The organism is Aquabacter sp. DMC10, from assembly GCF_056314145.1.
Genome location: NZ_JBQUYX010000002.1, coordinates 139,817 through 164,930, shown reverse-complemented (window position 1 = coordinate 164,930; position 25,114 = coordinate 139,817). Strand labels below are relative to the sequence as shown.

The following is a 25,114-nucleotide window of genomic DNA, read 5'->3' as shown; positions in this document are numbered from 1 at the left end:
GTGGCACGGCGCATGTCGCATTGGGGAGCCGGCTTCGCCCTGGCAGCGGCGCTGCTCGTGGGCGGCTGCGCCACCAATGCGGTCAACATGGCCCCCGCCGCCCCGGACCAGCCTTGGAGCGGGCGGACCGGGGAGGGGGGCCTCTACATGGCGCAGGCCGAGCCGGCCGCGCCCGCTGCCGCTCCGTTGGACAGCCAGGGGCGCCCGGCGGCGCCGGATTTCCGCGTCGCGCCCAATCCCGCGCTGGCCGACCTGCCACCTCCGCCGCCGCTCGACCCCAGCCATGCCTACAAGCTGCCGGAACTCATCGACATCGCCCAGCGCAACAATCCCGCCACCCGCTCCGCCTGGGAGCGGGCGCGGCAGGCGGCGCTGGCGGTGGGCATGGTGGAGGCGACCTATCTGCCGCTCATCACCGCCAATGTGGTGGGGGGCTATCAGACCACATCCAATGCCCTGCCGGTGCCGGTGGGCACGCAGCGTTATTTCGACACCACGGCGGAAGGCGTCGCGCCCTCGATCGCGCTGCAATGGCTGATCTTTGATTTCGGCCAGCGCATGGCGGTGGCGGGGGCGGCCAAGCAGGCGAGCGTCGCCGCCAACGTTCTGTTCAACGGCGCCCACCAGAAGCTCATCTTCGATGTGACGCGCACCTATTATGCCTATGGCGCGTCGGCTGCCCGCACCCGCATCGCCCGCGAGGCACTGGTCAATGCGCAGGCCATCCGGTCGGCGGCGGAGGGACGGCAGGCCGAAGGTCTCGCCACCACCGTGGAAGTGGCGCAGGCCCGCCAGCAGGTGGCGCAATCGGAATTGCGGCGGGTGCAGGCGGAAGGTCAGGAGCGGGATGCCTACCAGGCCCTTCTGAATGCCATGGGCGTGACCGCGACCTTGCACCTGAAGGTGGCCGACAGTTCAGCCCGCCGCCTGCCGGACGTATCCTCCGTGCCCACCGATGCCATGATCCGCCTTGCGCTCGCCCAGCGACCCGACGTGATGGCCAGCTACGCGGCGGTCAAGGCGAGCCAGGCCGGCATTGATGCCGCCAAGGCCGAATTGCTGCCCAAGGTGTTCGTGGCGGGGGCCGTGGCCACCGGCAACGGCTCGTTCAATGCCAATGGCCTGCCCACCATCGGCCAGCAGGCCACCGGTACGGGCGTCCTGGTGGGCGCGACCGTGCCCCTTTATGATGCCGGCTTGCGCGCGGCGCAGGTCAAGCAGGCGGAATCCCGGGCGGCCACGGCGGAGGGCACCTTCCGCAAGGTGCAGAGCGACGCGGTGGCCGAGATCGTGGCCGCCGGCAATGCGCTGCGCACGGCGCTGGAATCCTACAAGGCCGCCACTGCGTTGGCCGCCGCCGCCGCCATCACCTATGACGCCGCCTTTTCTGCCTACAAGACCGGCCTGGGCACGGTGACGGCCGCCACCGCCGCGGACACCGGCCTGCTCGATGCCCGCCAGGCGCAGGCGGAGACCCATGCGGCCGCCCTCATCGCCGCCGCCAACCTGGCCTTCGTTGTGGGAGCCATGACGTCGAGCCAGAACACGCCCTATTTGCTGTCGCAATAGGTGCAGGGGCCGCAGGGACTCGGCCCGCGGGAATCGGGGGCACAGCAACCTTAACCGCCCGTCAACCGCGCCTTGCTAGAACGGCGTCATGCAAACCCGTTCGCGCCTGCGCTCCTTCCTGTCCATGCTCCTCCTCTACATCGTGTCGGGGAGCGCGATCGCCTACTTTGCCTATCACGCCTACAATGGTGATCATGGGCTGAATGCGAAGCGCAATTACGAACAGGAGGCCGCGCGGCTGGAGGCCGAGCTGGCGAGCCTGAAAGCGCAGCGGCGGGCCATCGAGCACAAGGTCTCGCTGCTGGATCCCCGCAATCTGGACCCCGATCTCCTGGACGAGGAAGGTCGTCGGCAGTTGGATTTCGTCAATGCGAAGGACCTGGTGCTCTTAAAAAGATGGAATTGAACGAAGATTTGGTTCACGATGTACGTGAACCAAAAGTGAGTTCAATATAGTAGAATCAAGCGTTTGCAACGTGTTGCGGTGCAGCATGCTGCATTTCGCGCTTTGCGGTGATTTCGAGGTGCGCTAGAGACTCTGTGGTTGCAGAGACGCCTCGAGGAAAAGATGGCCGCGAGAAAAACCGCCGCGAAGCCCGCCGCACGGTCTGAGACCGTATCGGGTGGCGTACCCGCCTTCACCAAGGACCAGGAGCTCGTCGCCTATCGCGAGATGCTGCTGATCCGCCGCTTCGAGGAAAAGGCCGGCCAGATGTATGGCATGGGCCTCATCGGCGGCTTCTGCCACCTTTATATCGGCCAGGAGGCCGTGGTGGTGGGCATGCAGATGGCCATGAAGAAGGGCGATCAGGTCATCACCGGCTATCGCGACCATGGCCACATGCTCGCCACCGGAATGGAATCCAAGGGCGTCATGGCCGAATTGACCGGCCGGCGCGGAGGCTATTCCAAGGGCAAGGGCGGCTCGATGCATATGTTCAGCATCGAGAAGCAGTTTTTCGGCGGCCACGGCATCGTGGGCGCGCAGGTCTCGCTCGGCACGGGCCTCGCCTTCGCCAACCATTATCGCGACAATGGCTCGGTCTCCGTCACCTATTTCGGCGACGGCGCGGCCAACCAGGGCCAGGTCTATGAGAGCTTCAACATGGCGGAGCTGTGGAAGCTGCCCGTCGTGTATGTGATCGAGAACAACAAGTACGCCATGGGCACCGCGGTCACCCGCGCCTCCGCCCAGACCGACTTCTCCAAGCGCGGCACCTCCTTCAACATCCCCGGCGAGCAGGTGGATGGCATGGACGTGCGCGCCGTGAAGGCCGCCGGCGAGCGGGCGCTCGCCTTCGCCCGCGAGGGCAACGGCCCCTATATCCTGGAAATGCAGACCTACCGCTATCGCGGACACTCCATGTCGGACCCGGCCAAGTACCGGTCCAAGGAGGAAGTCCAGAAGATGCGGACCGAGCACGATCCCATCGAGCAGGTGCGTGCCCGCCTCCTGGAAGGGGGCCTGGCCACCGAGGAAGAGCTCAAGAAGATCGATGCCGAGATCCGCGACATCGTGAACGAGGCGGCGGACTTCGCCAGCCACGATCCCGAGCCCGACGCGTCCGAGCTCTATACCGACATCCTGCGCTGACCCGTCGGCCCGACCGCACGGAGCGTCATCATGGCCGAGTTGAGCCTTCTCCTCATTCTGCTCTCCATTGTCGGCATCGCCGGCAGCTGGGGCCTGGCGGTCTATGAGGGGACGCTGGCCGAGGAAGCGGCGGGACGGGTCACCCTGGTCCGCCGCATTGCCCTCATCGTCTGGCCGTTCGCCGCCAGCGGGCGCATCGACCCGAACAATGTGCACGGGAAGCGGGCCAACAAGGCCCGCATTGCCCTCATCGCCTCCGTCATGGTCGCGGCCGCCGCGGCCTCCGTCTACACCAATCTCACCCATGTGCGTCCGGTGAAGGCCGCTTCCGCGGTTGCGCCCGCACCGAGCAAGAGCTGACAGCCATGCCCATCGACATTCTCATGCCGGCGCTCTCTCCCACCATGGAGAAGGGCAACCTGACGAAATGGGTCAAGAAGGAAGGCGACACCGTCAAGTCCGGTGACGTGATCGCCGAGATCGAGACCGACAAGGCCACCATGGAAGTGGAAGCGGTCGACGAGGGTATCCTCGGCAAGATCCTGGTGCCCGAAGGCACCCAGGACGTGGCCGTGAACACGCCCATCGCCGTCATCGTCGCCGAGGGCGAGGATGTGAACGCCGCCCCCGCCCCGCAGCAAAAGGCCGCCGAGAGCGCGCCGCCCGCCGCGCCCCAGCCCTCACCGGTGGCCGCCGCCGCCCCGGCCCAGCAGGCCGCCGTGCCCTCCGCCGTCGCCAACCCGCCGGTGGTCACCGCCCAGCCCGACCCGGAAGTCCCGGCGGGCACAGAATTCGTCACCATGACCGTGCGCGAGGCCCTGCGCGACGCCATGGCCGAGGAAATGCGCCGCGACGGCGACGTCTTCGTCATGGGCGAGGAAGTGGCCGAGTATCAGGGCGCCTATAAGATCACTCAAGGGTTGCTCCAGGAGTTCGGCGCCAAGCGCGTGGTGGACACCCCCATCACCGAGCACGGCTTTGCCGGCATGGGCGTGGGTGCTGCCATGGCGGGCCTGAAGCCCATCGTGGAGTTCATGACCTTCAACTTCGCCATGCAGGCGATCGACCAGATCATCAACTCCGCCGCCAAGACGCTCTACATGTCCGGCGGCCAGGTGCAGTGCTCCATCGTGTTCCGCGGCCCCAACGGCGCCGCCGCCCGCGTGGCCGCCCAGCACAGCCAGGATTATTCCTCCTGGTACAGCCACATTCCCGGCCTCAAGGTGGTGGCGCCCTATACGGCGGCCGACGCCAAGGGCCTGCTGAAGGCGGCCATCCGCGATCCCAACCCCGTCATCTTCCTTGAGAACGAGATCCTCTACGGCCACTCCTTCGAGGTGCCGAAGCTCGATGATTTCGTGCTGCCCATCGGCAAGGCCCGCATTGCGCGCCCCGGCAAGGACGTGACCCTGGTGGCCTGGTCCATCGGCATGACCTATGCGCTGAAGGCGGCGGAAGAGCTGTCCAAGCAGGGCATCGAGGCGGAGGTCATCGACCTGCGCACCATCCGCCCCATGGACGTGCCCACCATCGTGGAAAGCGTGAAGAAGACCGGCCGCTGCGTGACGGTGGAAGAGGGCTGGCCGCAGTCCGGCGTCGGCTCCGAGATCGTCGCCCAGCTGATGGAGAAGGCGTTCGACTATCTCGACGCCCCCGTCCTGCGCGTCACCGGCAAGGACGTGCCCATGCCCTATGCCGCCAACCTTGAGAAGCTGGCCCTGCCGTCGGTCGCCGAGGTGATCGCCGCGGTGCACGCCGTCACCTATCGCTGAGCCCGGGGGAGCGGACCATGCCCATCGAGATCCTGATGCCGGCCCTGTCTCCCACCATGGAGAAGGGCAACCTCGCCAAGTGGCTCAAGAAGGAAGGCGATACGGTCAAGTCCGGCGATGTCATCGCCGAGATCGAGACCGACAAGGCCACCATGGAAGTGGAGGCGGTGGACGAAGGCGTCCTCGCCAAGATCCTGGTGCCCGAGGGCACGCAGGACGTGCCGGTGAACCAGCTCATCGCCGTGCTGGCCGGTGAGGGCGAGGATGTGGCGGCGGCTGCGGCCGGCGCCGGGTCTGGCGCCAAGCCTGCACCGGCTGCCGCCCCTGCTGCTGCCCCGGCTCCCGCTGCCGCTCCGGCGCCTGCCGCTGCTCCGGCTCCCGCTTCGGCCCCGGCCCCTGTGGCTGCCCCTGCGCCCGCCGCCGCTCCGGCTTCGGCTGCTTCGGGCACCCGCGTGTTCGCCTCGCCGCTCGCCCGCCGCATCGCCAAGGACAAGGGCATCGACATTGCCGCCGTGGCTGGCTCCGGCCCCCATGGCCGCGTGATCGCCCGCGACCTCGATAACGTGCAGCCCGGCGCCAAGCCGGCGGCCGCGCCCGCCGCTGCCGCTCCGGCTCCGGCCGCTGCGCCTGCCCCCGCCGCCGCGCCGAAGGCCGCCGCCGCGCCCGTCACCGGCCCGACCGCCGATCAGGTCAAGGCTCTCTTCGAGGCCGGGACCTACGAGGAGGTCATGGCCGATGGCATGCGCAAGACCATTGCCCGTCGCCTGGTGGAGAGCGAGCAGCTCACCCCCACCTTCTACCTCTCGGTGGATTGCGACCTCGACGAGCTGATGGCCCTGCGCGAGACGGTGAATGGCACGGCTCCCAAGGACAAGGACGGCAAGCCCGCCTTCCGCGTCTCGGTGAACGACTTCATCATCAAGGCGCTGGCGCTGGCGCTCCAGAAGGTGCCCGCCGCCAATGCGGTGTGGGCTGAGGACCGCATCCTGCGCATGAAGCATTCGGACGTGGGCGTGGCGGTGGCTATTGATGGCGGGCTCTATGCGCCGGTCATCAAGAAGGCCGAGACCAAGACGCTGTCCGCCATCTCCAACGAGATGCGCGACCTTGCGCTGCGCGCCCGCAACAAGAAACTGAAGCCGGAGGAATATTCCGGCGGCAGCACCTCCATCTCCAATCTCGGCATGATGGGCATCCGCGATTTCGTCGCCATCATCAACGCGCCCCAGTCCTCCATCCTGGCCATCGGCGCCAGCGAGCAGCGGGCGGTGGTGCGTGGCGGCCAGATCGTGGTGGCCACCCAGATGACCGCCACCATCACCTGCGACCATCGCGTGATGGACGGTGCGCTGGGCGCCGAGCTCCTGACCGCCTTCAAGCAGTTCGTGGAGAAGCCCTTCTCCATGCTGGTGTGAGGGATCGGCGCGCGGGGCCTTGCTCCGCGCGCCGCTTCGCCGGGGATGGGGCGTAAAGGCTGCGACAGATCAAACCTTTCGCGGCAGTGAGGGTGTAGCAGGGCGGGGATGGGGCGCTTTAGCGCCGACATCGATCAAGGCAAGAGAGCGAGACAGCCCATGAGCCACACGCCCCACCAACTGGCGGCCGACTTTCCCGACTTTGCGGGCAAGATCCACGAGCTGCGCCAGTCCGACGCCCATTTCGCCCATCTGGTGGCGCAATATGACGCCGTCAATGACACCGTCCACAAGGCCGAGACCAATATCGAGCCCATGGACGATCTGGACCTGGAAGAAAAGCGCAAGGAACGCGTCCGCCTGAAGGACGAGATCTACGCGCTGCTGTCCCGCTGATCGCCAGGCCCGGCGGCGCCCGAACGCCGCCGGGCCGGTTCATCCGCGCGGGTCGCCCCCATTTGCCGGGTCGGCCACGTCGAGGGTGCAGGCGGGGCCTCATCGTTCCCACCACCCCCTCCCATCGGGACGGAGGGGAGGAGACACCCCATGGCTGATGCATATGATGTGATCGTGATCGGCGGCGGACCGGGCGGCTATGTGGCCGCCATCCGCGCCGCCCAGCTCGGCTTCAAGACCGCGGTGGTGGAGAAATCCCATCTCGGCGGCATCTGCCTGAACTGGGGCTGCATCCCCACCAAGGCCCTGCTGCGCTCGGCCGAAATCTATCACTACATGCAGCACGCCAAGGATTACGGCCTCTCGGCGGACAATGTGTCCTTCGATGCGTCCGCAGTGGTGAAGCGCTCGCGCGGGGTCTCGTCCCAGCTCGCCACCGGCGTCGGCTTCCTGATGAAGAAGAACAAGATCGACGTCATCTGGGGCAAGGCCAAGCTCATCGGCGGTGGCAAGATCGAGGTGCAGGCGGCGGAGAACCCCATCAAGGGCGCGCTCGGCGGCGGCACCTATTCGGCTAAGCACATCATCGTCGCCACCGGCGCCCGCCCGCGCGCGCTGCCCGGCCTTGAGCCCGACAAGAAGCTCATCTGGACCTATTTCGAGGCCATGGTGCCCGAAAAGATGCCCAAGTCCCTGCTGGTGATGGGCTCGGGTGCCATCGGCATCGAGTTTGCCTCCTTCTACCGCACCATGGGCGCCGAGGTGACCGTGGTGGAAGTGCTGCCCCAGATCCTGCCCGTGGAGGACGAGGAAATCGCGGCGGTGGCCCGCAAGCGGTTCGAGAAGCAGGGCATGAAGATCCTGTCGGGGGCCAAGGTGACCGGCGTCACCAAGCATGCCGACAGCCTCACCGCCCATGTGGAAGACGCCAAGGGCGCCAAGCTCGACATCGCCGTGGACCGGATGATCTCGGCCGTGGGCGTGGTGGGCAATGTGGATGGCCTCGGCCTTGAGGCGCTGGGCGTGAAGATCGAGCGGGGCATCATCTCGACCGACGGCTATGGCCGCACCAATGTGCCCGGCCTCTATGCCATCGGCGACGTGGCGGGCGCGCCCATGCTGGCGCATAAGGCCGAGCATGAAGGGGTGATCTGCGTGGAGACCATCAAGGGCCTTCACACCCATCCCATGGACAAGAACAAGATCCCCGGCTGCACCTATTGCACGCCGCAGATCGCTTCCGTCGGCCTCACCGAGAAGAAGGCCAAGGAGCAGGGCCGCGAGATCCGCGTCGGCCGCTTCCCCTTCATCGGCAACGGCAAGGCCATCGCGCTCGGCGAGCCGGACGGCCTGGTGAAGACCATCTTCGACAAGAAGACCGGCGAATTGCTGGGCGCCCACATGGTGGGGGCTGAGGTCACCGAGCTGATCCAGGGCTTCGTGGTGGCCATGAACCTGGAGACCACCGAAGAAGAACTGATGCACACGGTCTTCCCGCATCCCACCCTCTCGGAAATGATGCACGAGGCGGTGCTGGACGCCTATGGCCGGGTGATCCACACCTGAGGCGAAACATCCGACCCACGGAGGCGATCCGTGGGTCGTTCTTCATGGGGCGGACAAGCGTGCATCCCGCGCGGAGCTGGGCACCGGATGCCGCCCTCGACGTTCGCGGCCGCGAACGCTACATCTAGGCACGAATGCTCCTGCCGCCGGCGCGGCACGCGCGAAGGTCTTCTTGCTCATGGTCACGGTCGTCAACACCCTGAACAGGCCCCGCCACCCCGAAAAGGCCCACCGGCCCGAGACGGAGGTGCTGCGCAAGCCCGAATGGATCCGCGTCAAGGCGCCGGGGTCCGCCGGTTGGGGCAAGACCGCCGAGATCGTGCGCGCCAATGGCCTGCACACGGTGTGCGAGGAGGCCGGCTGCCCCAATATCGGTGAGTGCTGGGAGAAGAAGCACGCCACCTTCATGATTATGGGTGACACCTGCACCCGCGCCTGCGCCTTCTGCAATGTGCGCACCGGCCTGCCGGCGCCGCTCGACCTGGACGAGCCGCAGAAGGTGGGCGAGGCGGTGGCCAAGCTCGGCCTCTCCCATGTGGTCATCACCTCGGTGGACCGGGACGACCTGGCCGATGGCGGCGGCGCCCATTTCGCCCACACCATCCGCGCCATCCGCGCGGCGAGCCCCGGCACCACCATCGAGATCCTCACCCCCGACTTCCTGCGCAAGCCCGGCGCGCTGGAAGTGGTGGTGGAGGCCCGCCCGGACGTGTTCAACCACAATCTGGAGACGGTGCCGTCCAAGTATCTGACGGTGCGTCCCGGCGCGCGCTACTTCCACTCCCTGCGCCTGCTCCAGCAGGTGAAGGAGCTGGACCCGTCCATCTTCACCAAGTCCGGCATCATGGTGGGCCTCGGCGAAGAGCGGAACGAGGTGCTCCAGCTCATGGACGACCTGCGCTCGGCCGAGGTGGATTTCATCACCATCGGCCAGTATCTCCAGCCCACCCGCCGCCACCACAAGGTGGAGCGGTTCGTCACGCCGGACGAGTTCAAGGGCTATGAGACGGTGGCCTATGCCAAGGGCTTCCTGATGGTCTCCGCCAGCCCGCTCACCCGCTCGTCCCACCATGCGGGCGAGGATTTCGCCCGCCTGCGGACGGCGCGCGAGGCCAAGCTCGGGCGGGCCTGACACGTGCCGAGCTTTTCCAGCAGCCGGGTGGTGAACCACGGCGCCGGCGACATGTTCGCGCTGGTGGCGGACGTGGAGCGCTATCCCGAATTCGTGCCGCTCTGCCAGGCCCTGCGCGTGCGCCGTCGGGCGCAGAGCGGGGAGGGCGTGGAGATATTGGTGGCCGACATGACGGTCGCCTACAAGCTCATACGCGAGACCTTCACCTCCCGCGTGACGCTGGACCGGCCGCGCCTGACCATCCATGTGGAATATCTGGACGGTCCCTTCAGCCGCCTGGACAATCGCTGGACCTTCAAGGACCTGCCACCGGCCCGCAGCGAGGTGGGCTTCTTCATCTCCTATGAGTTCCGCTCGCGCACGCTGGGCCTGCTCATGGGCGCCATGTTCGACGCCGCCTTCCGCCGCTTTGCCGATGCGTTCGAGAAGCGGGCGGACGAGGTGTACGGCCGCGTCTCCTGACCTGCACCTTGGACGGCGGGGCGTGCCCCGCCGCCGGATGGGACCTCAGGCGCTTTTGGCTTCGCCACTCTCCACATAAGCGCGGAAGCCGCCGAAGGCGGTGATGTCCGTGCAGCCCTGCGTGCCGCTCGCTTCCGCCAGGAAGCCGGTCACGTGCCGCCCATCCTCCAGCTCGACCGATCCAAGGCCGAGCGGGGAGGGAATACGGGCAAGCAGCCGGCCGATGCTCTCGACGGGCAAGGACCACACTTCCCCCTCCAGAGTCGCGCCGCCCTGCGCCACCCGCAGCACGCCGGGCCGTGCCACCGCGCCCTTCAGCAGCCACATGCGATAGGTCGGAGCCGTGCGGGCGACCGACACGAAGCGCCCGCCCAGCTCCAGAAGCTCGCCATTCAGCTTCATGCCGGACAGGTGCGCGCCGAACACGCACACCTCCATGCGTCCTTCCTCCTTCGGGGCGGGGAGAGTGGCCATGGCGGGCGGCGGCGCATCGCTCGATCCGAGCGGCAGTGGGGTCGCGGCGACGAAGGCGCGGGCGATGGCCGCCACCTGCCCGTCCCGCCCCGCAGGCGCCAGGAGCGTGATGCCATAGGGAATGCCGTCGGCGGAGATGTGGGCGGGCACGGCGGTGCCGCACAGGTCCATCAGGTTGACGAAATTGGTGTAGGTGCCATTGCGCGAGTTCAGGCGGATATTGTCGGCCATCACCTCGTCCACGGTGTAAGCGGTGGGCGCGGTGGGCAGGACGATGGCGTCGAGGCCGGCGAGCACCGGCTTCACCTTGGCGGTGAGTTCCTTCAGCCGATAAAGCGCGCGGAAGGCATCCGCCGCGCTCGCCCGCCCGCCCGGCTCGGTGATGGCGCGGGTGACAGGGTGCACCTCGTCCGGCCGGGTGGTGAGGAGGGGCTCGGCCACGATCCAGCGCTCGGCCACCCACGGGCCTTCATAAAGCAGGCGTGCCGTCTCGGCGAAGGGGCCAAAGTCGAACTCCACCAGGGTCGCACCGATCCCCTTGAGGCGCTCCAGGGCGGCCTCATAGGCAGCGGCCGCGTCCGCATCGCCGAAGAATTCCCGCTGGGTGGGGGGCAGGATGCCCAGCCGCAAGGCCGGCGGGGCGGTGGTGAGGGGGGCGAGGGGCAGGGGGCGGGAATAGGCGTCCTCGGGGTCGAAGCCCGCCATCACCTCTAGCGCCGCCATGGCATCGTCCACGGTCAGGGCGAAGACGGAGATGCAGTCCAGCGTCCGGCACGCCGGCACGAGGCCCGTATTGGGCACAAGGCCGAGGGAGGGCTTCACGCCCACGATGTTCTGCAGCATGGCCGGCACCCGGCCGGAGCCGGCGGTGTCGGTGCCAAGCGCGATGGGCACGATGCCCGCTGACACCGCACTCGCCGAGCCGGACGAAGAGCCCCCGGGCACCAGCTTGGCATTGAAGGCGTTGCGGGGCACGCCATAGGGCGAGCGCGTGCCCACAAGGCCGGTGGCGAACTGGTCGAGATTGGTCTTGCCGATGATGAGCGCGCCCGCCGCCTTGAGCCGCGCGACCACCGTCGCGTCCTTTGCCGGATCATAGGCGAAGGCGGGGCAGGCGGCGGTGGTGGGCAGGCCGGCCACGTCGATATTGTCCTTCACGGCCACCGGGATGCCATAGAGCGGCAGGTCCGTGTGGCCCTTTGCCTCCAGCTCCGCCGCCTCCGCCAGCACCTCAGCCTCGGGCCGCAAGGTGATGAAGATGGCGGGATCATCATGGGCGGCAATGCGCGCATAGGTCGCCCGCACGGTGTCGCGGGGCGTGGCAGCGCCGCTGCGATGGGCGGAAAGGAGCGAAGCAAGGGTTTCCATGACAACTCCGGGGCGGACAACGGATGCCACATGGGCGCCCGTTGCGGACAAGGTGAGGCATGCGGCGCACCGCAGGGATGTTCCCAGAAAGCAGGAACCGCGCCAGGAGGAAGGGGCGGCGTGCCCCGGCGGGAAATGGCGGGACTGCTGGGTTTTTGGCGGGATGGGCGCGGCGCGTCGGCGGGGGGACTGGAATGCGATCGGCTGCCATTTCGCTCGAAGACTAATCAAGAAGAGCAATAAATAGGCAATAATGGTGCGCTTGCATGCAGTTAAGGCCTGCTGGCTTCGGGCAACAGATGCGGGGTGAAGCGCTGCGGACGAGCCGCTCCCGCTGCCTTCCGGCGGGGTGGGAGAGCCTATCTCCCGTGGCCTACGGGCGAGCGGGATGCGAGGAAGGTGTCCCCTCATCACCCGCCCTGACCGGGTGCGATGGGAGAGGCCGGTGGGGCGAACGGGGCCTCATGACCCCCGCGCCCACCCTCAGCGGGCGGCGGGTGTGCTCGCAGATGGCGGCTCGGCCGGTGGCGCACGGCGCTCTGCGGTCAAGTAGGAGGCGGCGAAGGCGAGCGAAAAAATGAGGGCGCCGATGAGAAGACGGGTTCCTGGGTCCATGATCTTACCCTGCGTCATGTCTTCAAGGTAACCAAGGATGCCCGAAAACGAAAGCGCCCGGATCTCTCCGGGCGCCAGTGTCGCAAGGAAGCCGCCTCAGTCGCGGAAGACCACCGTCTTGTGGCCGTTGGGGATGACCCGGTCCTGCAGGTGCCAGGCCAGAGCCCGGGCGAGGACGCGGCGCTCGATGTCGCGGCCCTTGCGCACCAGGTCCTCGGGGCTGTCCTGGTGGCTGATACGCTCCACGTCCTGCTCGATGATCGGGCCTTCATCGAGGTCCGAGGTCACATAATGCGCGGTGGCGCCGATGAGCTTCACGCCGCGCATATGGGCCTGGTGGTAGGGCTTGGCGCCCTTGAAGCCGGGCAGGAAGGAGTGGTGGATGTTGATGCACTTGCCCGACAGCTTGGCGGACAGCCCGTCGGAGAGCACCTGCATGTAGCGCGCCAGCACCGCCACTTCCGAGCCGGTGGACTGGAACAGGTTCCACACCTCCGTCTCCTGCTCCAGCTTGGTGGCCTTGGTCACCGGCAGGTGGTGGAAGGGGATGCCGTCAAAGTCGAGATGGGCATAGGTCTCGCGCGGATGGTTGGAGATGATGCCGGTGATCTCCATGGGGATCTCGCCGATCCGCCAGCGATAGAGCAGGTCCGCGAGGCAGTGGTCGAACTTGGAGGCGAGCAGCAGCACGCGGCGCTTCTCGGCCTTGTCGCGCAGGCTCCAGGTGAGGCCGAAGGTTTGCGCCACCTCGGCAAATCCCGCCCGGATCTCGGCGGCGCTGGCCTCGCCGATGGCCACGTTGAACACCACGCGCATGAAGAAGCGCTTGCTCTCCGTGTCGTCGAACTGCTGCGCCTCCAGGATGTTGCAGCCCTTCTCGAACAGGAAGGTGGAGACGCCCGCGACGATGCCGGGGCGGTTGGGGCAGGACAAGGTGAGGATGAACTGGTCGGACGGATGGGTCATGGCAGGTCGTGTCCCGAAGCTGGACGATCGCGAAACAGAGGTGAGGGAGGGGGAGGGCGGCGCGCGACGCGCTGCCGTCAACCTCGGCCGGTGCCGATCAGCTCAAAGCCCAAGGGCGCCGCTGCCGCCGTCAGCGCGCGCACGATGGCCGGGGCGAAGGAGCGGGCGATGACGAAGCGATAGCGCGGGCTGCCATCCACCTGCCAGAACAGGAGCGGAATGAGCGCCACCGCCGTCGCCGCGGCGCTGCCGGGGCCGAAGACAGAGGGGTGGAGGTCCAGAGCCACCAGCTTTTCCAGCGCCGCACCCACCTGTGGGCCGGACAGGTCCAGCACCAAATTGGCGTCCGACTGGTCGGTGAGTGAGGCAAGTCCGGCAAAGGGTTCGCCGAGCTTGTCCAGCAGGCCGTCCCCGCTCGCGCCGGGAAGGCCGATGAGCCAGCGGTCCGGCGCGGTGCCCACGGCGATCAGGCCGCCGCCCTCAGCCACACGCGGGCCGTCCGGCAAGGAAAGGCCGAAGGCGCTCAAGGCGGCGGCGCGCAGGTCGCCGCCCTTGCCCTTGCGCGCGGCGAGGGTGGCGAGCGCCAGGTCCTCGACAACGGTTGCGGTCACGCCGGGAAAGCCGGCCACCGAGCCATAGATGCCGGCGGGAACGAGCCGCGTCGGCGGGATGTGCGCCAAAAGGTCAGACACGGAGCCGCTCCCCTTCAGGATCCACGAAGCCCGGATGGCAGATTTCCACCTCGATGTCGCCGCCGCGCACCGGGTCATAGGCGCGCACGCGCTCGCCGATGCGCTCCGGGCCGCGCTTGATGAGGCCGAGGCCGATCCAGGTGTTCAGATGCGGGGAGAAGGTGACCGAGGTCATGTAGCCCTCGTCATTCTCCACCTTGGGTTCGGCCCCGACTGCCAGGAAGTGCGCCCCCGCGCGCAGCCGGGCGGTCGGGTCCACCGGCTTGAAGCCGATGAAGGTGGGCCGGTCGGCATCCAGGAAAGCGGGCCGCTGGGACATCACGCGGCCGATATAGTCCTTCTTGGTGGACGCCATCTTGCCGAGGCCCAGGTCGCGGGCGGAGGTCTGCCCGTTCAGCTCATTGCCGGAGACGTGCCCCTTCTCGATGCGCATCATGGCCAGCGCCTCGGTGCCATAGGGCGTGATGCCGAAGGGCTCGCCCGCCGCCATCAAGGCGCGGGTGAGGGCCTCGCCCTGGCGGGCGGGGACGGCGATCTCATAACCCAGCTCCCCCGAGAAGGAGAGGCGGAAGATGCGCGCCTTCACCCCGCCGAGCACGCTGCCCTGGAGCACCCCCATGAAGGGCAGGCCCGCATTGGAGACATCGTGTGGGGCATCCACCACCTTGGCCAGCACCTCACGGGCGCGGGGGCCGGCGATGGAAATCTGCGCCCATTGCTCGGACACGGAGGCGAGCTGCACATCCAGCTCCGGCCACAGCACCTGGAGGCAGAATTCCAGGTGCTGGAAGACCTTGGCCGCATTGGCCGTGGTCGTGGTCATCACATAATGCTCGGGGCCGAGGCGCGCGGTGGTGCCGTCATCCATGACGATCCCGTCCTCGCGCAGCATCACCCCATAGCGCGCCTTGCCCACCGCCAGGGTGGAGAACATGTTGATATAGACCCGATCCAGGAAGGCGCCCACGTCCGGGCCCTGGAGGTCGATCTTGCCGAAGGTGGACACGTCGATGAGACCCACCGAACTGCGGGTGGCCTTCACCTCGCGGGTCACGGTCTCCAGCCAGTCCTTCTCGCCGGGCTTCGGGAAATACTGCGCCCGCAGCCACAGGCCCGTTTCCACGAACACCGCCCCCTGCTCCTGTGCCCAGGCATGGGTGGGGGTGGGCCGCACGGCGCGGAAGTCCTTGCCGCGATGGTGGCCGGCCAGCGCGCCCAGGGCGACGGGGGAATAAGGCGGCCGGAACATGGTGGTCCCGGTCTCGGAGATGGGCTTGCCCGTCAGCTCCGCCATGATGGCGAGGCCGGTGACGTTGGACGACTTGCCCTGGTCGGTGGCCATGCCCAACGTGGTGTAGCGCTTCAGCAGCTCCACCGCGCGGAAGCCTTCCTTGTGGGCGATGGCCACGTCCTTGGCGCTGACATCGTTCTGGAAGTCGACGAAGGCGAGGCCCTTGCTGTCCTTCACATGCCAGAAGGGCGCGAGCGTCACCGGCCGGTCCTCGGCCTGGGGCACCGGGGTGGCCTGGGCGGAAAAGCCGAGGTCACCAACGGCTTCCGCCGCCCGCGCCGCGCCGCCCGCCAGCGCCCGCGCCAGGGAGAAGTCCGCCGCCGCCGCGCCCGCGACCGTCATGCCGGGCGGGTTGGTGCCGGGCACGAAGGCGGCGATGTCGGACCGATAGACCGGCTTGCCGCCGAAATGGCAGGTCAGCGCCACATTGGGATTGGAGCCGCCCGACATGGCCAGCACATCGCAGGCGATGGTCTCGGTGCCCTTGGGGCTGCGCACGGTGACCGAGGAGAGCACCTTGCCGGAGGTGGCAATGATCTCGCCGCCGGCAATGACGCGCACGCCGCGCTTCTTCGCCCGCTCCATCTGGACCGCCGGCGGCTCCGCCCGCACATCCACGATGGCCGCGATCTTCAAGCCCGCCGCCGCCGCATCGAAGGCTGCCGACCAGGCATAGCCATTGTTGGCGAACACCACGACGGAGGAACCGGGCGCCGCCGCATAGCGCACCGCATAGGTGCGCAGCGCCTGGGCGGACATGACGCCGGGCCGGTCATTGCCGCCGAACACGATGGGCCGGTCGAGGGCCCCGGCGCATAGCACCGCGCGCTTGGCGACGATCTTCCAATAGCGCTGGCGCGGCATGTGGGGCGCCGGCACGGCCAGATGGTCGCTCACCCGCTCAATGGCGCCATAGGTGCCGCCGTCATAGACGCCGAACACCGTGGTGCGGGGCAGGATGCGCACATTGGGAAGGGAGGCCAGTTCCGCCTCGGCCGACGCCAGGAAGGCGCGGGCGGGAGCATCATCAATGCTGACCATCTCGGAGGTGAGGCGGCCGCCCAGGCGGAAGTCCTCGTCGGCGAGGATCACGCGGGCGCCGGAGCGCCCGGCGGTGAGCGCCGCCATGAGGCCGGCGGCGCCGCCGCCGATCACCAGGAGATCGCAGAAGGCAAAGGCCTTCTCGTAGGAATCCGGGTCCGGCAAGCCGGAGGCCGAGCCGAGGCCGGCCGCGCGGCGGATGGCCGGCTCATAGACCTTCTCCCAGAAGGACGCCGGCCACATGAAGGTCTTGTAGTAGAAGCCCGCGCCCAGGAAGGGGGAGAGCCACTGGTTCACCGACAGAACGTCGAAGTCCAGGGACGGCCAGCGGTTCTGGCTGGTGGCGTCGAGCCCCTCATAAAGCTCGGCCATGGTGGCGCGGGTGTTGGGCTCGCGCCGGTCGCCGGAGCGCAGCTCCACCAGCGCGTTCGGCTCTTCCGAGCCGGCGGTGAGGATGCCGCGCGGGCGGTGATATTTGAACGAGCGGCCGACCAGACGCACGTCATTGGCCAGGAGCGCCGAGGCGAGGGTATCGCCGGCAAAGCCCTTCAAGGTGCGGCCGTCGAAGGTGAAGGAGAGGGGACGGGAGCGGTCGATCAGGCCCCCGGTGGCAAGGCGGCTCATGGGGTCACCTCCGCGCTTTCCGTCGTGGGACGCGCGAATTCGGTCGCGAAGATCTCGTGGGTGCGGGTGTCGCGGGTCACCACCAGCCAGCGGCGGCAGCCGGCGCCATGGTACCAGAGCTCCCGGTGGGGACCGGCGGGATTATCCCGCAGATAGACATAATCATGGAAGGCGTCGGCGGCGCCGGGCGCGTTCGGGTCCGGGCGCTGCGGATTGGCGTCGCCCAGATAGGAGAATTCGTGAGCGTCGCGGACGCCGCAGAAGGGGCAGGGGATGCGCATGGTTCAGCGACCGTTCTTCAATGCAGGTTCGGCTGCGCGCCGACCCCCTTTTCATCGATGATGTGGCCGGTGCGGAACCGGTCCAGCCGATAGGCGGCGTTGAAGGCGTGGGGGGCGTCCTTGGCGATGGTCCAGGCGAAGCACCAGCCCGAGGCGGGCGTCGCCTTGAAGCCCCCGTAATTCCAACCGGTGTTGAGATAGAGGCCGGGCAGCGGCCCCACATCGATGATGGGCGAGCCGTCCATGGACATGTCCATGATGCCGCCCCAGGTGCGCAGCACCCGCAGCCGGCCGATGAGCGGCATCAGCGCCATGCCGGCCTCCGCCACATCTTCCACCACCGGCAGATTGCCGCGCTGGGCATAGGAATTGTAGCCGTCAATGTCGCCGCCGAAGACAAGGCCGCCCTTGTCCGACTGGCTGACATAGAAATGGCCGGCGCCAAAGGTGATGACGCCCGGCACCAGGGGCTTCAGGCCTTCGGAGACGAAGGCGGTGAGCACATGGCTCTCGATGGGCAGGCGCAAATCCAGATGGCGGGTCAGGCGCGAGGTGGAGCCGGCCACCGCCAGCGCCACCTTGCCGGCGCGGATGGGGCCGCGATTGGTCTCCACCCCCACCACCTTGCCGTTCTCCCGCAGGAAGCCCACCACCTCGCAATTCTGCACGATGTCCACGCCGAGCCGGTCGGCGCCGCGGGCATAGCCCCACACCACCGCATCATGGCGGGCCGTGCCGCCGCGCCGCTGCAGGAGGCCACCCTGGATGGGGAAGCGGGAATTCTCGAAATCCAGGAAGGGCGCCATGGCCCGCACCTGCTCGCGGTCCAGAAGCTCGCTGTCGGCGCCATTGATGCGCATGGCATTGGCCCGCCGGGCATAGGCGTCGCGCTGGGCGTCGGAATGGCAGAGATTCAGGACGCCGCGCTGGCTGACCATGGCGTTGTAGTTGAAGTCCTGCTCCAGGCCTTCCCACAGCTTCATGGACCATTCGTAGAAGGGCTCGTTGCCGGGCAGCAGGTAATTGGAGCGGATGATGGTGGTGTTGCGCCCGGCATTGCCGGAGCCCACATGGCCCTTCTCCAGCACCGCCACATTGCGGATGCCGTGCTCCTTGGCCAGATAATAGGCGGTGGCGAGGCCATGTCCGCCGCCGCCCACGATCACCACGTCATAAGCGGGCTTGGGCGCCGCATCGCGCCAGGCCGGCGTCCAGCCCTTCTGGCCGGAAAACGCGTTGGCGATGAGGCTGAAGACCGAATAACCCTTTGACATGCCCGTCGGCTCGCTCTCGGAAGGGGAGGAGTGACCCCTCGGATCAACGTAATATCTCACCCGCGTGACGGGGATGATATAAATGTTACTTATACTGTGCCGTCGCATGTGACGGCGGCGCCGCTGGAGCTTGTCATGGCCGTTCGGGGAGAGGCGCTGCCCTTCGATTTGCGCACCCTGGAGATCTTCCTCGCCGTCTGCGACGTGGGCGCCATGGCGGGTGCCGCCCGGCAATTGGGGCTCACCCAGCCGGCGGTCTCCCAGGCGGTGGCGGACCTGGAGGCGAAGACGGGCGCGGTGCTGTTCGACCGCTCGGTGCGCCCCATCGGCCTTACCCCCGCCGGCGGTGTGCTGCGCCAGCGGGCGAGCGCCTTGCTCTCGGAGGCCCGACAGATCGCGCCCATGCTGCGCGAGACGGAGAATAGCCGCTTTCCCCTGCTGCGGGCCGGGCTGGTGGATTCCCTTTCCCGCGTGCTCGCCGCGCCACTGGGCGTGCGGCTCATGGGCCTGGCGGACGAGGTCTCGGTGCTCGCTGGCCTCACCTCCTCCCATGCCAGCGCCTTGCTGACACGCCAGTTGGACCTGCTGCTGGGGGTGGACGAGCTGGAAGAGATTGCCGGCCTCGAACGCTTTCCCATCATCTCCGAGCCCTACATCCTGCTGCTGCCCGCCGGCCGTCCCCGCCCCGCGCGGCTCGACGACATCTCCCGCCTGGCGCAGGACCTGCCCATGGTGCGCTTTTCCGCGCGCTCCAAGACCGGCATCGAGGTGGAGCGCCATTTCCGGCGGCTGAAGCTGGATCTGCCGCGCCGGCTGGAATTCGACACGCCGCAAGGGGTAACGGAAGTGGTGGCGCGGGGGGAGGGGTTCGCGGTGTCCACCCCCCTCTGCATCCTGGAGGCGGGCATCGACATGGCGCGCCTGACCTGCTGGCCCATGCCGGGACCGGCCTTCCTGCGCGGCCTCACCTTGGTGGCGCGCCGGCAGGAGTTGGGGCGCGCGCCGCGCGAACTGGCGGCCTTCTGCCGCGCGGAGCTGGCGCAGCGCGCCCTGCCGGAATTGCGCGCCTGGATGCCCTGGCTAGGGGAGGCGCTCTCCATCCAATCGTGACGATGATGCCTTATAGCGTGCGCCGATCCGTGCGCAGCAGGGCGGGCCACAGATCAGATGGATTCAATCTGATCGTATCGCCCTCTAGGATGAGGCCGGGGTCGCCAGAGGGGTAGAAAATGAGGCTGGATCGCCGTCGCTTCGTATCGTGTGTCGTTTGCACCGCCATGGGCTATGCCGCCACCGGAGGAGAGGCGGGCGCGCAGCCGGCGCCGTCTTCGGGCTCGGGGATTTCACGGGCGGTTCTGGACAAGATCCCGTTTCCAGGCGAGGCCTATATGACCCTTCTGGTGACGGCCGACCTGGAGCCGGGCGCCGTGATCGCCCGCCACACCCATCCGGGCGTCGAGAGCGTCTATGTGGTCTCCGGCGGCGGGGTGGTGCGGCTGGAGGGGCGCCCGGAGCGCGCCATGGCCGCGGGAGACGGGCTCATCATTCCCGCCGGTGTGCCGCATCTGTTCGAGACGGGCGCGGACAAGACGCGGATCGCCATCACCTATGTGGTCGAGAAGGACAAGCCGCTGGTAAGCCCGGCGCCGCTGTGAGGCAGACGCGATCCGGGCGCGGCATCGGTTGGATGCCGCGCCCGGACCATCAGGTGTGTGCCGCTCTCATTCGGCCGGGGCGGGGAGGGCTTCCGACGTGTGGTCGAGCATTTCTTCGTGCATCTCCTTCTCCATGGCGATCTGGCGGACGATGAAGACCACGAAGAAGGCCCCCGCCAGGGCAGCGAACAAATATTCAAAGCCGTGGAAGGGGTAGATCTCCGCCATTTCGGAGACCTTGGCGAGGGACGTGACACCGGTATTCATAACGCATGTCTCCTGTGATCGGATGGCGTGAGGGTCAGAGCTTGGCTTCCTTGCGCTGGATCGCCTCGAAAGCGGCTTCCACGCCGGAGGAGGCCGGATAGGTGGCAGGGATGTGCTTGCCGTCGAGGCCGTGGATTTCCACGGCGGGCGCGACGCGCAGCAGGCCGGCCATCTTCAGGAGCTTGCCGATGACGAGGCCGGGGATGAGGCCGAAGCCGAGCGCGAACACCAGCGAGCCGATGATGTTGCCGATGGGCGTGACCACGGGCAGGCCTTCGGCATTGCGGCCGAACCAGCCGGCACCTTCCGACAGGGCGATGAGCGTGCCGTCGGAGGGCATGATGGCCGGATAGCCCCACAGGGCGAAGCCCGCCACGATGCCGCCGAACAGGCCGCAATAGCCGTGCACGGCCACCGCGCCCACCGCGTCGTCGATCTTGTATTTCCGCTCCACCCAATAGTGCAGCTTGTAGGCCAGGATGGTGCCGGCGATGGCGATCATCATGGCGACCACGGGGTGATAGAGGTCATTGCCCGAGGAGGCGCTGATGAGGCCGGTGAGACCGCCCGAATAGGTCCAGTAGGCGTTGCCATTGCTGACGAGATAGGCGGTGACCATGCCGCCGAACAGGGCCATGAGGAAGTTCATGGTGACGCCGGACAGCGTGATCGGAACGCCATAGATGTTGGTGGCGGTCCAATAGGGCGCGGCTTCCGTGCCCACGTTCGCGATCGGGATGTGGCAGGCGGCATAGAAGCCCCAGAAGCCCACATAGATCATGAACAGGCCGATGGTGATGAGCCAGGGATTGTGAGCCGGGATCTCCCGCGGGGTGCCGTCGGGGGCGAACTTGCCGATGCGCGGGCCAAGGTGAATGAGGATGCCCAGCGTGGCAAACCCGGCCACCGAGTGCAGGATGGCGGAGCAATACTGGTCATGATAGCCCAGATACTGCGCCATCCAGCCATTGCCGGCCCAGGCCCAGGCGGCGGGAATGACCCATGCGATGGCGCCCACATAGACGGCGATGATGAAGAAGCCCGAGGTCTTCGTGCGCTCGATGAGGGCGCCCGAGACGATGGAGGCGGCGGTCATGCCGAACAGGGCGAAGGCCGCCCAGAACACGCCGGAGATGCGGTCCGTGAGATTGGGCGCGATCTTCGTCGACCAGGGCTCAAAGCCGGTCTGGAAGCTCAAAGAGGTGGAGGACACCGGCCATCCTTGGAAGGCGATGTAGATCCACATGCCAAACAGGAAGAAGGCAAGACCGACCAGCGGAATCGCCATCGTGTTCTTCAAAAGCGTGTGCTGGACATTCTTAACCCGCGCCGCGCCGACTTCGTACATGCAGAAGCCGACATGGATGAAGAACATGAGGACGACCGTCAGGAAGAAATAGAATTCCGTGAATATGGTCGTCAGGGCTGTCAATTGATCTGTCATGCTGATCCCCAAACCCGTTGCCCTCAGCCGGTGGGCCTTCGCCAGATGTTGCCAGAACAGCGGGCTCGACCAGATCACCGGCATTTCACTCTCGAGCAACTTTTATGCCAGGGAGGCGCAGCCTTTGGCTTGGCCGCTGCGGAATGTCGTTACGGAATCCTCAAGGGAAGAAGATCCAACGCTAAGTCGTTCGGCGCGCGCCGATTTCCAGTTTTTGCCCGTTACTTTGCAGCCTTTGGGGAAGGGTCAATAAAACGGCCTGATGGTGGGCTGTGACGCGAGTGGTCGTGCCATCTGCACAAAGAACAACCTGAGATGTGTCGGTCTGCCCGCTGAACGGGCGGCAAGCGGTTCTGCCCAATAAAAAGCCCCGGACGCGATGTCCGGGGCCTGAGAGCAGGGTGGGAAAGAAAAGGCGGTTTGCCGCCGGTCAGATGTCCAGCGTGTTGTCCCGCTCCCATTGGGTGAGATGGCGGGAATAGGCGTTCCATTCCTCGGTCTTGAGCTTGAGGTAGCCGGAAACGAAGCTCTCGCCGAGGCTGTCCTTGAGCACCTTGGACTTCTCCAGCGCCCGCATGGCGTCCAGCATGTTGAGGGGCAGCTTCTTGGCGCCCTTCACCTTGTGGCCGTCGGTGTACATGTTGATGTCGAGGCGCTTGCCGGGATCGCGGGCATTGGTGATGCCGTCAAGGCCCGCCGCCAGCACGCCCGCCTGGAGCAGATAGGGGTTGGCCGCGCCGTCTGCGAGGCGGAACTCGAAGCGTCCCGCATCGGGAATGCGGATCATGTGAGTGCGGTTATTGCCCGTATAGGTCACCGTGTTGGGCGCCCAGGTTGCGCCGGAAATGGTGCGGGGGGCGTTGATGCGCTTGTAGGAATTCACCGTGGGATTGGTGATGGCGCACAGCGCGTCCGCATTGTGGATCAGGCCGCCGATGAAGTTATAGCCGAGCGAAGAAACCCCCAGCTCGCCCTTGGGATCGGAGAAGGCGTTCTTGCCCTTGTTCCAGAGCGAGACATGCACATGGCAGCCCGAGCCCGTCAGGTTGATGAAGGGCTTGGGCATAAAGGTGGCGCGCAGGCCATGCTTCTCGGCGATGGACTTGACCATGAACTTGAAGAAGACGTGCCGGTCGGCGGTCAGCAGGGCCGCGTCATAATTCCAGTTCATCTCGAACTGGCCGTTGGCGTCCTCGTGGTCGTTCTGGTAGGCGCCCCAGCCCAGGGTGAGCATGGCGTCGCAGATTTCCTTGATGACCTCGTAGCGGCGCATCAAGGCGGACTGGTCGTAGCAGGGCTTCTCGGCGCGGTCGGAGCCGTCCGAAATGGCGGTGCCGTCGGCGGAGATCAGGAAGTATTCGCACTCGACGCCGGTCTTCATCTCGTAGCCGAGGCTGGAGGCGGCCGCGAGCTGCTTCTTCAGCACCGTGCGCGGGGCCTGCGCCACTTCCTGGCCGTCCATATAAAGGTCGGAGGCGAGCCAGCCGATTTCCGGCTTCCAGGGCAATTGGATAAGGGAGGAGGCGTCCGGCACCGCGAACAGGTCCGGGTCGGCGGGGCTCATGTCGAGCCAGGTGGCAAAGCCGGCAAAGCCCGCGCCCGCCTTCTGCATGTCGCCGATGGCGGAAGCGGGAACCAGCTTGGCGCGCAGGCCACCGAACAGGTCCACGTAGGAGATGAGGAAATATTTGATGCCCTTCTCCTGCGCGACCTTTTCAAGGTCGGCGGAGGCGGCGATGGAGGCGCGGCCTTCGGCTTCGCGCGGCAGGTCGAACGAACGGGTCATGTGCTGTCCCCTGGAAGGTCTTCGTTTTCGTTACGCAGGACCGCGCCGGTTGTGCCCGGCGCGGTGTAAGGCTGGGATCAGAAGCCGGTGCGGCCCGGGATCCAGTTGGTGCCCGCCAGCGGCACGCCAGCCATGGCGGCGGCCTCGATGGTGAGCGAGACCAGGTCCTCCGGCTCCAGATTGTGCAGGTGGCTCTTGCCGCAGGCGCGGGCGATGGTCTGGGCTTCCAGGGTCATCACGCCCAAATAGTTGGCGAGGCGACGGCCGGCCTTGATGGGGTCGAGGCGGGCCCACAGGTCCGGGTCCTGGGTGGTGATGCCCGCCGGATCGCGGCCCTCGTGCCAGTCGTCATAGGCGCCAGCGGTGGTGCCCAGAGCCTGGTATTCGGCCTCATATTGCGGGTCATTGTCGCCCAGGGCGACGAGGGCCGCCGTGCCGATGGCCACCGCGTCGGCGCCGAGCGCCAGGGCCTTCGCCACGTCCGCGCCGTTGCGGATGCCGCCGGAGACGATGAGCTGCACCTTGCGATGCATGCCCAGATCCTGGAGCGCCTGCACCGCCGGGCGGATGGCGGAGAGGATCGGGATGCCCACATGCTCGATGAACACGTCTTGCGTCGCCGCCGTGCCGCCCTGCATGCCGTCCAGCACCACCACGTCGGCACCGGACTTCACGGCGAGGGAGATGTCGTAATAGGGGCGGGAGGCGCCGACCTTCACATAGATGGGCTTTTCCCAATCGGTGATTTCGCGCAGCTCCTCGATCTTGATTTCCAGGTCGTCCGGCCCCGTCCAGTCGGGATGGCGGCAGGCGGAGCGCTGGTCGATGCCCTTGGGCAAGGTGCGCATCTGGGCCACGCGGTCGGAAATCTTCTGGCCGAGCAGCATACCGCCGCCGCCGGGCTTGGCGCCCTGGCCGATCACCACCTCGATGGCGTCCGCCTTGCGCAGGTCGTCCGGGTTCATGCCGTAGCGGGACGGCAGATACTGGTAGACCAGGGTGGAGGAGTGGCCGCGCTCCTCCGGCGTCATGCCGCCATCGCCCGTGGTGGTAGAGGTGCCCATGGCCGAGGCGCCACGCCCGAGCGCTTCCTTGGCGGGAGCGGACAGGGCGCCGAAGCTCATGCCGGCAATGGTCACCGGGGTCTTCAGGTGGATGGGCTTCTTGGCAAAGCGGGTGCCCAGCACCACATCGGTGCCGCACTTTTCGCGATAGCCTTCCAGCGGATAGCGCGAGACCGAGGCGCCCAGGAACAGCAGGTCGTCGAAATGGGGCAGCTTGCGCTTGGTGCCGCCGCCGCGAATGTCATAGATGCCGGTGGCCGCGGCGCGGCGGATCTCGGACAGCGTGTGCGGATCGAAGGTGGACGAGAAGCGCGGCAAGGTGCGCGGGACATTGGTGTGGGAGGTCATCTGATCCTCACGCGAGAA

22 protein-coding genes are annotated in these 25,114 nt (G+C 67.2%); 12 read left to right on the top strand and 10 right to left on the bottom strand.

The window, feature by feature from the left end:
* Positions 1-12 precede the first annotated feature (12 nt).
* From ACT54L_RS05560 to ACT54L_RS05515, 10 genes are all read left to right on the top strand, one after another.
* Entirely contained in the window at positions 13-1,569 is a 1,557-nt protein-coding gene (locus ACT54L_RS05560; protein ID WP_476084558.1) for a TolC family protein, read from the top strand.
* An 88-nt stretch (positions 1,570-1,657) separates the two neighbouring features.
* Positions 1,658-1,975, top strand: coding sequence for an FtsB family cell division protein (locus ACT54L_RS05555; protein ID WP_476084557.1), 318 nt, complete (start codon positions 1,658-1,660; stop codon positions 1,973-1,975).
* A gap of 162 nt (positions 1,976-2,137) precedes the next feature.
* The gene (gene pdhA / locus ACT54L_RS05550; RefSeq protein ID WP_476084556.1) at positions 2,138-3,163 is read left to right on the top strand and encodes a pyruvate dehydrogenase (acetyl-transferring) E1 component subunit alpha; all 1,026 of its coding nucleotides are present in this window, start codon (positions 2,138-2,140) and stop codon (positions 3,161-3,163) included.
* A gap of 30 nt (positions 3,164-3,193) precedes the next feature.
* The gene (locus tag ACT54L_RS05545) at positions 3,194-3,523 is read left to right on the top strand and encodes a hypothetical protein (RefSeq protein WP_476084555.1); all 330 of its coding nucleotides are present in this window, start codon (positions 3,194-3,196) and stop codon (positions 3,521-3,523) included.
* 5 nt (positions 3,524-3,528) lie between these two features.
* Positions 3,529-4,935 (top strand): pyruvate dehydrogenase complex E1 component subunit beta, encoded by a 1,407-nt coding sequence (locus tag ACT54L_RS05540; protein WP_476084554.1) that lies wholly within the window; start codon positions 3,529-3,531, stop codon positions 4,933-4,935.
* A 17-nt stretch (positions 4,936-4,952) separates the two neighbouring features.
* Positions 4,953-6,350, top strand: coding sequence for a pyruvate dehydrogenase complex dihydrolipoamide acetyltransferase (locus ACT54L_RS05535; RefSeq protein WP_476084553.1), 1,398 nt, complete (start codon positions 4,953-4,955; stop codon positions 6,348-6,350).
* A 159-nt stretch (positions 6,351-6,509) separates the two neighbouring features.
* On the top strand, positions 6,510-6,746 hold the full coding sequence (locus tag ACT54L_RS05530) for an HP1242/YdcH family protein (protein ID WP_476084552.1): 237 nt from the start codon (positions 6,510-6,512) through the stop codon (positions 6,744-6,746).
* A gap of 150 nt (positions 6,747-6,896) precedes the next feature.
* Positions 6,897-8,312 (top strand): dihydrolipoyl dehydrogenase, encoded by a 1,416-nt coding sequence (gene lpdA / locus ACT54L_RS05525; protein ID WP_476084551.1) that lies wholly within the window; start codon positions 6,897-6,899, stop codon positions 8,310-8,312.
* 178 nt (positions 8,313-8,490) lie between these two features.
* Positions 8,491-9,444 (top strand): lipoyl synthase, encoded by a 954-nt coding sequence (lipA, locus tag ACT54L_RS05520; RefSeq protein ID WP_209099681.1) that lies wholly within the window; start codon positions 8,491-8,493, stop codon positions 9,442-9,444.
* Positions 9,445-9,447: 3 nt separating this feature from the next.
* The gene (locus tag ACT54L_RS05515; RefSeq protein WP_476084550.1) at positions 9,448-9,906 is read left to right on the top strand and encodes a type II toxin-antitoxin system RatA family toxin; all 459 of its coding nucleotides are present in this window, start codon (positions 9,448-9,450) and stop codon (positions 9,904-9,906) included.
* A gap of 45 nt (positions 9,907-9,951) precedes the next feature.
* Here ACT54L_RS05515 and atzF read toward each other — a convergent pair whose 3' ends face one another.
* From atzF to ACT54L_RS05485, 6 genes are all read right to left on the bottom strand, one after another.
* On the bottom strand, positions 9,952-11,748 hold the full coding sequence (gene atzF, locus ACT54L_RS05510) for an allophanate hydrolase (protein ID WP_476084549.1): 1,797 nt from the start codon (positions 11,746-11,748) through the stop codon (positions 9,952-9,954).
* Positions 11,749-12,459: 711 nt separating this feature from the next.
* Entirely contained in the window at positions 12,460-13,329 is an 870-nt protein-coding gene (purU, locus tag ACT54L_RS05505) for a formyltetrahydrofolate deformylase (protein ID WP_476084548.1), read from the bottom strand.
* A 77-nt stretch (positions 13,330-13,406) separates the two neighbouring features.
* Positions 13,407-14,021, bottom strand: coding sequence for a sarcosine oxidase subunit gamma (locus tag ACT54L_RS05500; RefSeq protein ID WP_476084547.1), 615 nt, complete (start codon positions 14,019-14,021; stop codon positions 13,407-13,409).
* Positions 14,014-16,977 carry a sarcosine oxidase subunit alpha family protein gene (locus ACT54L_RS05495; RefSeq protein ID WP_476084546.1) on the bottom strand — a complete coding sequence of 988 codons (2,964 nt, stop codon included), beginning with the start codon at positions 16,975-16,977 and terminating at the stop codon, positions 14,014-14,016. The genes ACT54L_RS05500 and ACT54L_RS05495 overlap by 8 nt, the downstream gene beginning before the upstream one ends.
* The gene (locus tag ACT54L_RS05490) at positions 16,974-17,258 is read right to left on the bottom strand and encodes a sarcosine oxidase subunit delta (RefSeq protein ID WP_476084545.1); all 285 of its coding nucleotides are present in this window, start codon (positions 17,256-17,258) and stop codon (positions 16,974-16,976) included. Before ACT54L_RS05490 ends, ACT54L_RS05495 begins: the two co-directional genes overlap by 4 nt.
* A 17-nt stretch (positions 17,259-17,275) precedes the next feature.
* Complete coding sequence (locus tag ACT54L_RS05485; RefSeq protein ID WP_476084544.1) at positions 17,276-18,532, bottom strand: sarcosine oxidase subunit beta family protein; 1,257 nt, start codon at positions 18,530-18,532, stop codon at positions 17,276-17,278.
* 135 nt (positions 18,533-18,667) lie between these two features.
* On the opposite strand from ACT54L_RS05485, the gene ACT54L_RS05480 reads away from it, so the two are divergent.
* The gene (locus tag ACT54L_RS05480; RefSeq protein ID WP_476084543.1) at positions 18,668-19,642 is read left to right on the top strand and encodes a LysR family transcriptional regulator; all 975 of its coding nucleotides are present in this window, start codon (positions 18,668-18,670) and stop codon (positions 19,640-19,642) included.
* A 119-nt stretch (positions 19,643-19,761) separates the two neighbouring features.
* Positions 19,762-20,187 carry a cupin domain-containing protein gene (locus ACT54L_RS05475; protein WP_476084542.1) on the top strand — a complete coding sequence of 142 codons (426 nt, stop codon included), beginning with the start codon at positions 19,762-19,764 and terminating at the stop codon, positions 20,185-20,187.
* A gap of 66 nt (positions 20,188-20,253) precedes the next feature.
* Here the strand turns inward: ACT54L_RS05475 and ACT54L_RS05470 are convergent, their stop codons facing one another.
* The 4 genes from ACT54L_RS05470 to ACT54L_RS05455 all read right to left on the bottom strand — a co-directional run bounded on the left by ACT54L_RS05470 (position 20,254) and on the right by ACT54L_RS05455 (position 25,096).
* Entirely contained in the window at positions 20,254-20,454 is a 201-nt protein-coding gene (locus ACT54L_RS05470) for a hypothetical protein (protein WP_209099703.1), read from the bottom strand.
* Between the two features lie 34 nt (positions 20,455-20,488).
* The gene (locus tag ACT54L_RS05465; protein ID WP_476084541.1) at positions 20,489-21,898 is read right to left on the bottom strand and encodes an ammonium transporter; all 1,410 of its coding nucleotides are present in this window, start codon (positions 21,896-21,898) and stop codon (positions 20,489-20,491) included.
* A gap of 430 nt (positions 21,899-22,328) precedes the next feature.
* Complete coding sequence (gene glnT, locus ACT54L_RS05460; protein ID WP_476084540.1) at positions 22,329-23,684, bottom strand: type III glutamate--ammonia ligase; 1,356 nt, start codon at positions 23,682-23,684, stop codon at positions 22,329-22,331.
* Between the two features lie 77 nt (positions 23,685-23,761).
* Positions 23,762-25,096 carry an FMN-binding glutamate synthase family protein gene (locus ACT54L_RS05455; protein ID WP_476084539.1) on the bottom strand — a complete coding sequence of 445 codons (1,335 nt, stop codon included), beginning with the start codon at positions 25,094-25,096 and terminating at the stop codon, positions 23,762-23,764.
* Positions 25,097-25,114: the final 18 nt, after the last annotated feature.

Excerpts from the sequence above, each read along its gene's own strand:
- ACT54L_RS05530 (WP_476084552.1), top strand. The coding sequence starts at position 6,510 with ATGAGCCACACGCCCCACCAACTGGCGGCCGACTTTCCCGACTTTGCG.
- ACT54L_RS05490 (WP_476084545.1), bottom strand. The coding sequence starts at position 17,258 with ATGCGCATCCCCTGCCCCTTCTGCGGCGTCCGCGACGCTCACGAATTC.
- ACT54L_RS05555 (WP_476084557.1), top strand. The coding sequence starts at position 1,658 with ATGCAAACCCGTTCGCGCCTGCGCTCCTTCCTGTCCATGCTCCTCCTC.
- ACT54L_RS05545 (WP_476084555.1), top strand. The coding sequence starts at position 3,194 with ATGGCCGAGTTGAGCCTTCTCCTCATTCTGCTCTCCATTGTCGGCATC.
- ACT54L_RS05470 (WP_209099703.1), bottom strand. The coding sequence starts at position 20,454 with ATGAATACCGGTGTCACGTCCCTCGCCAAGGTCTCCGAAATGGCGGAG.
- ACT54L_RS05480 (WP_476084543.1), top strand. The coding sequence starts at position 18,668 with ATGGCCGTTCGGGGAGAGGCGCTGCCCTTCGATTTGCGCACCCTGGAG.
- purU (WP_476084548.1), bottom strand. The coding sequence starts at position 13,329 with ATGACCCATCCGTCCGACCAGTTCATCCTCACCTTGTCCTGCCCCAAC.
- ACT54L_RS05465 (WP_476084541.1), bottom strand. The coding sequence starts at position 21,898 with ATGACAGATCAATTGACAGCCCTGACGACCATATTCACGGAATTCTAT.
- ACT54L_RS05455 (WP_476084539.1), bottom strand. The coding sequence starts at position 25,096 with ATGACCTCCCACACCAATGTCCCGCGCACCTTGCCGCGCTTCTCGTCC.
- glnT (WP_476084540.1), bottom strand. The coding sequence starts at position 23,684 with ATGACCCGTTCGTTCGACCTGCCGCGCGAAGCCGAAGGCCGCGCCTCC.
- ACT54L_RS05495 (WP_476084546.1), bottom strand. The coding sequence starts at position 16,977 with ATGAGCCGCCTTGCCACCGGGGGCCTGATCGACCGCTCCCGTCCCCTC.
- ACT54L_RS05475 (WP_476084542.1), top strand. The coding sequence starts at position 19,762 with ATGAGGCTGGATCGCCGTCGCTTCGTATCGTGTGTCGTTTGCACCGCC.
- ACT54L_RS05535 (WP_476084553.1), top strand. The coding sequence starts at position 4,953 with ATGCCCATCGAGATCCTGATGCCGGCCCTGTCTCCCACCATGGAGAAG.
- lpdA (WP_476084551.1), top strand. The coding sequence starts at position 6,897 with ATGGCTGATGCATATGATGTGATCGTGATCGGCGGCGGACCGGGCGGC.
- ACT54L_RS05560 (WP_476084558.1), top strand. The coding sequence starts at position 13 with ATGTCGCATTGGGGAGCCGGCTTCGCCCTGGCAGCGGCGCTGCTCGTG.
- ACT54L_RS05540 (WP_476084554.1), top strand. The coding sequence starts at position 3,529 with ATGCCCATCGACATTCTCATGCCGGCGCTCTCTCCCACCATGGAGAAG.
- ACT54L_RS05485 (WP_476084544.1), bottom strand. The coding sequence starts at position 18,532 with ATGTCAAAGGGTTATTCGGTCTTCAGCCTCATCGCCAACGCGTTTTCC.
- pdhA (WP_476084556.1), top strand. The coding sequence starts at position 2,138 with ATGGCCGCGAGAAAAACCGCCGCGAAGCCCGCCGCACGGTCTGAGACC.
- lipA (WP_209099681.1), top strand. The coding sequence starts at position 8,491 with ATGGTCACGGTCGTCAACACCCTGAACAGGCCCCGCCACCCCGAAAAG.
- atzF (WP_476084549.1), bottom strand. The coding sequence starts at position 11,748 with ATGGAAACCCTTGCTTCGCTCCTTTCCGCCCATCGCAGCGGCGCTGCC.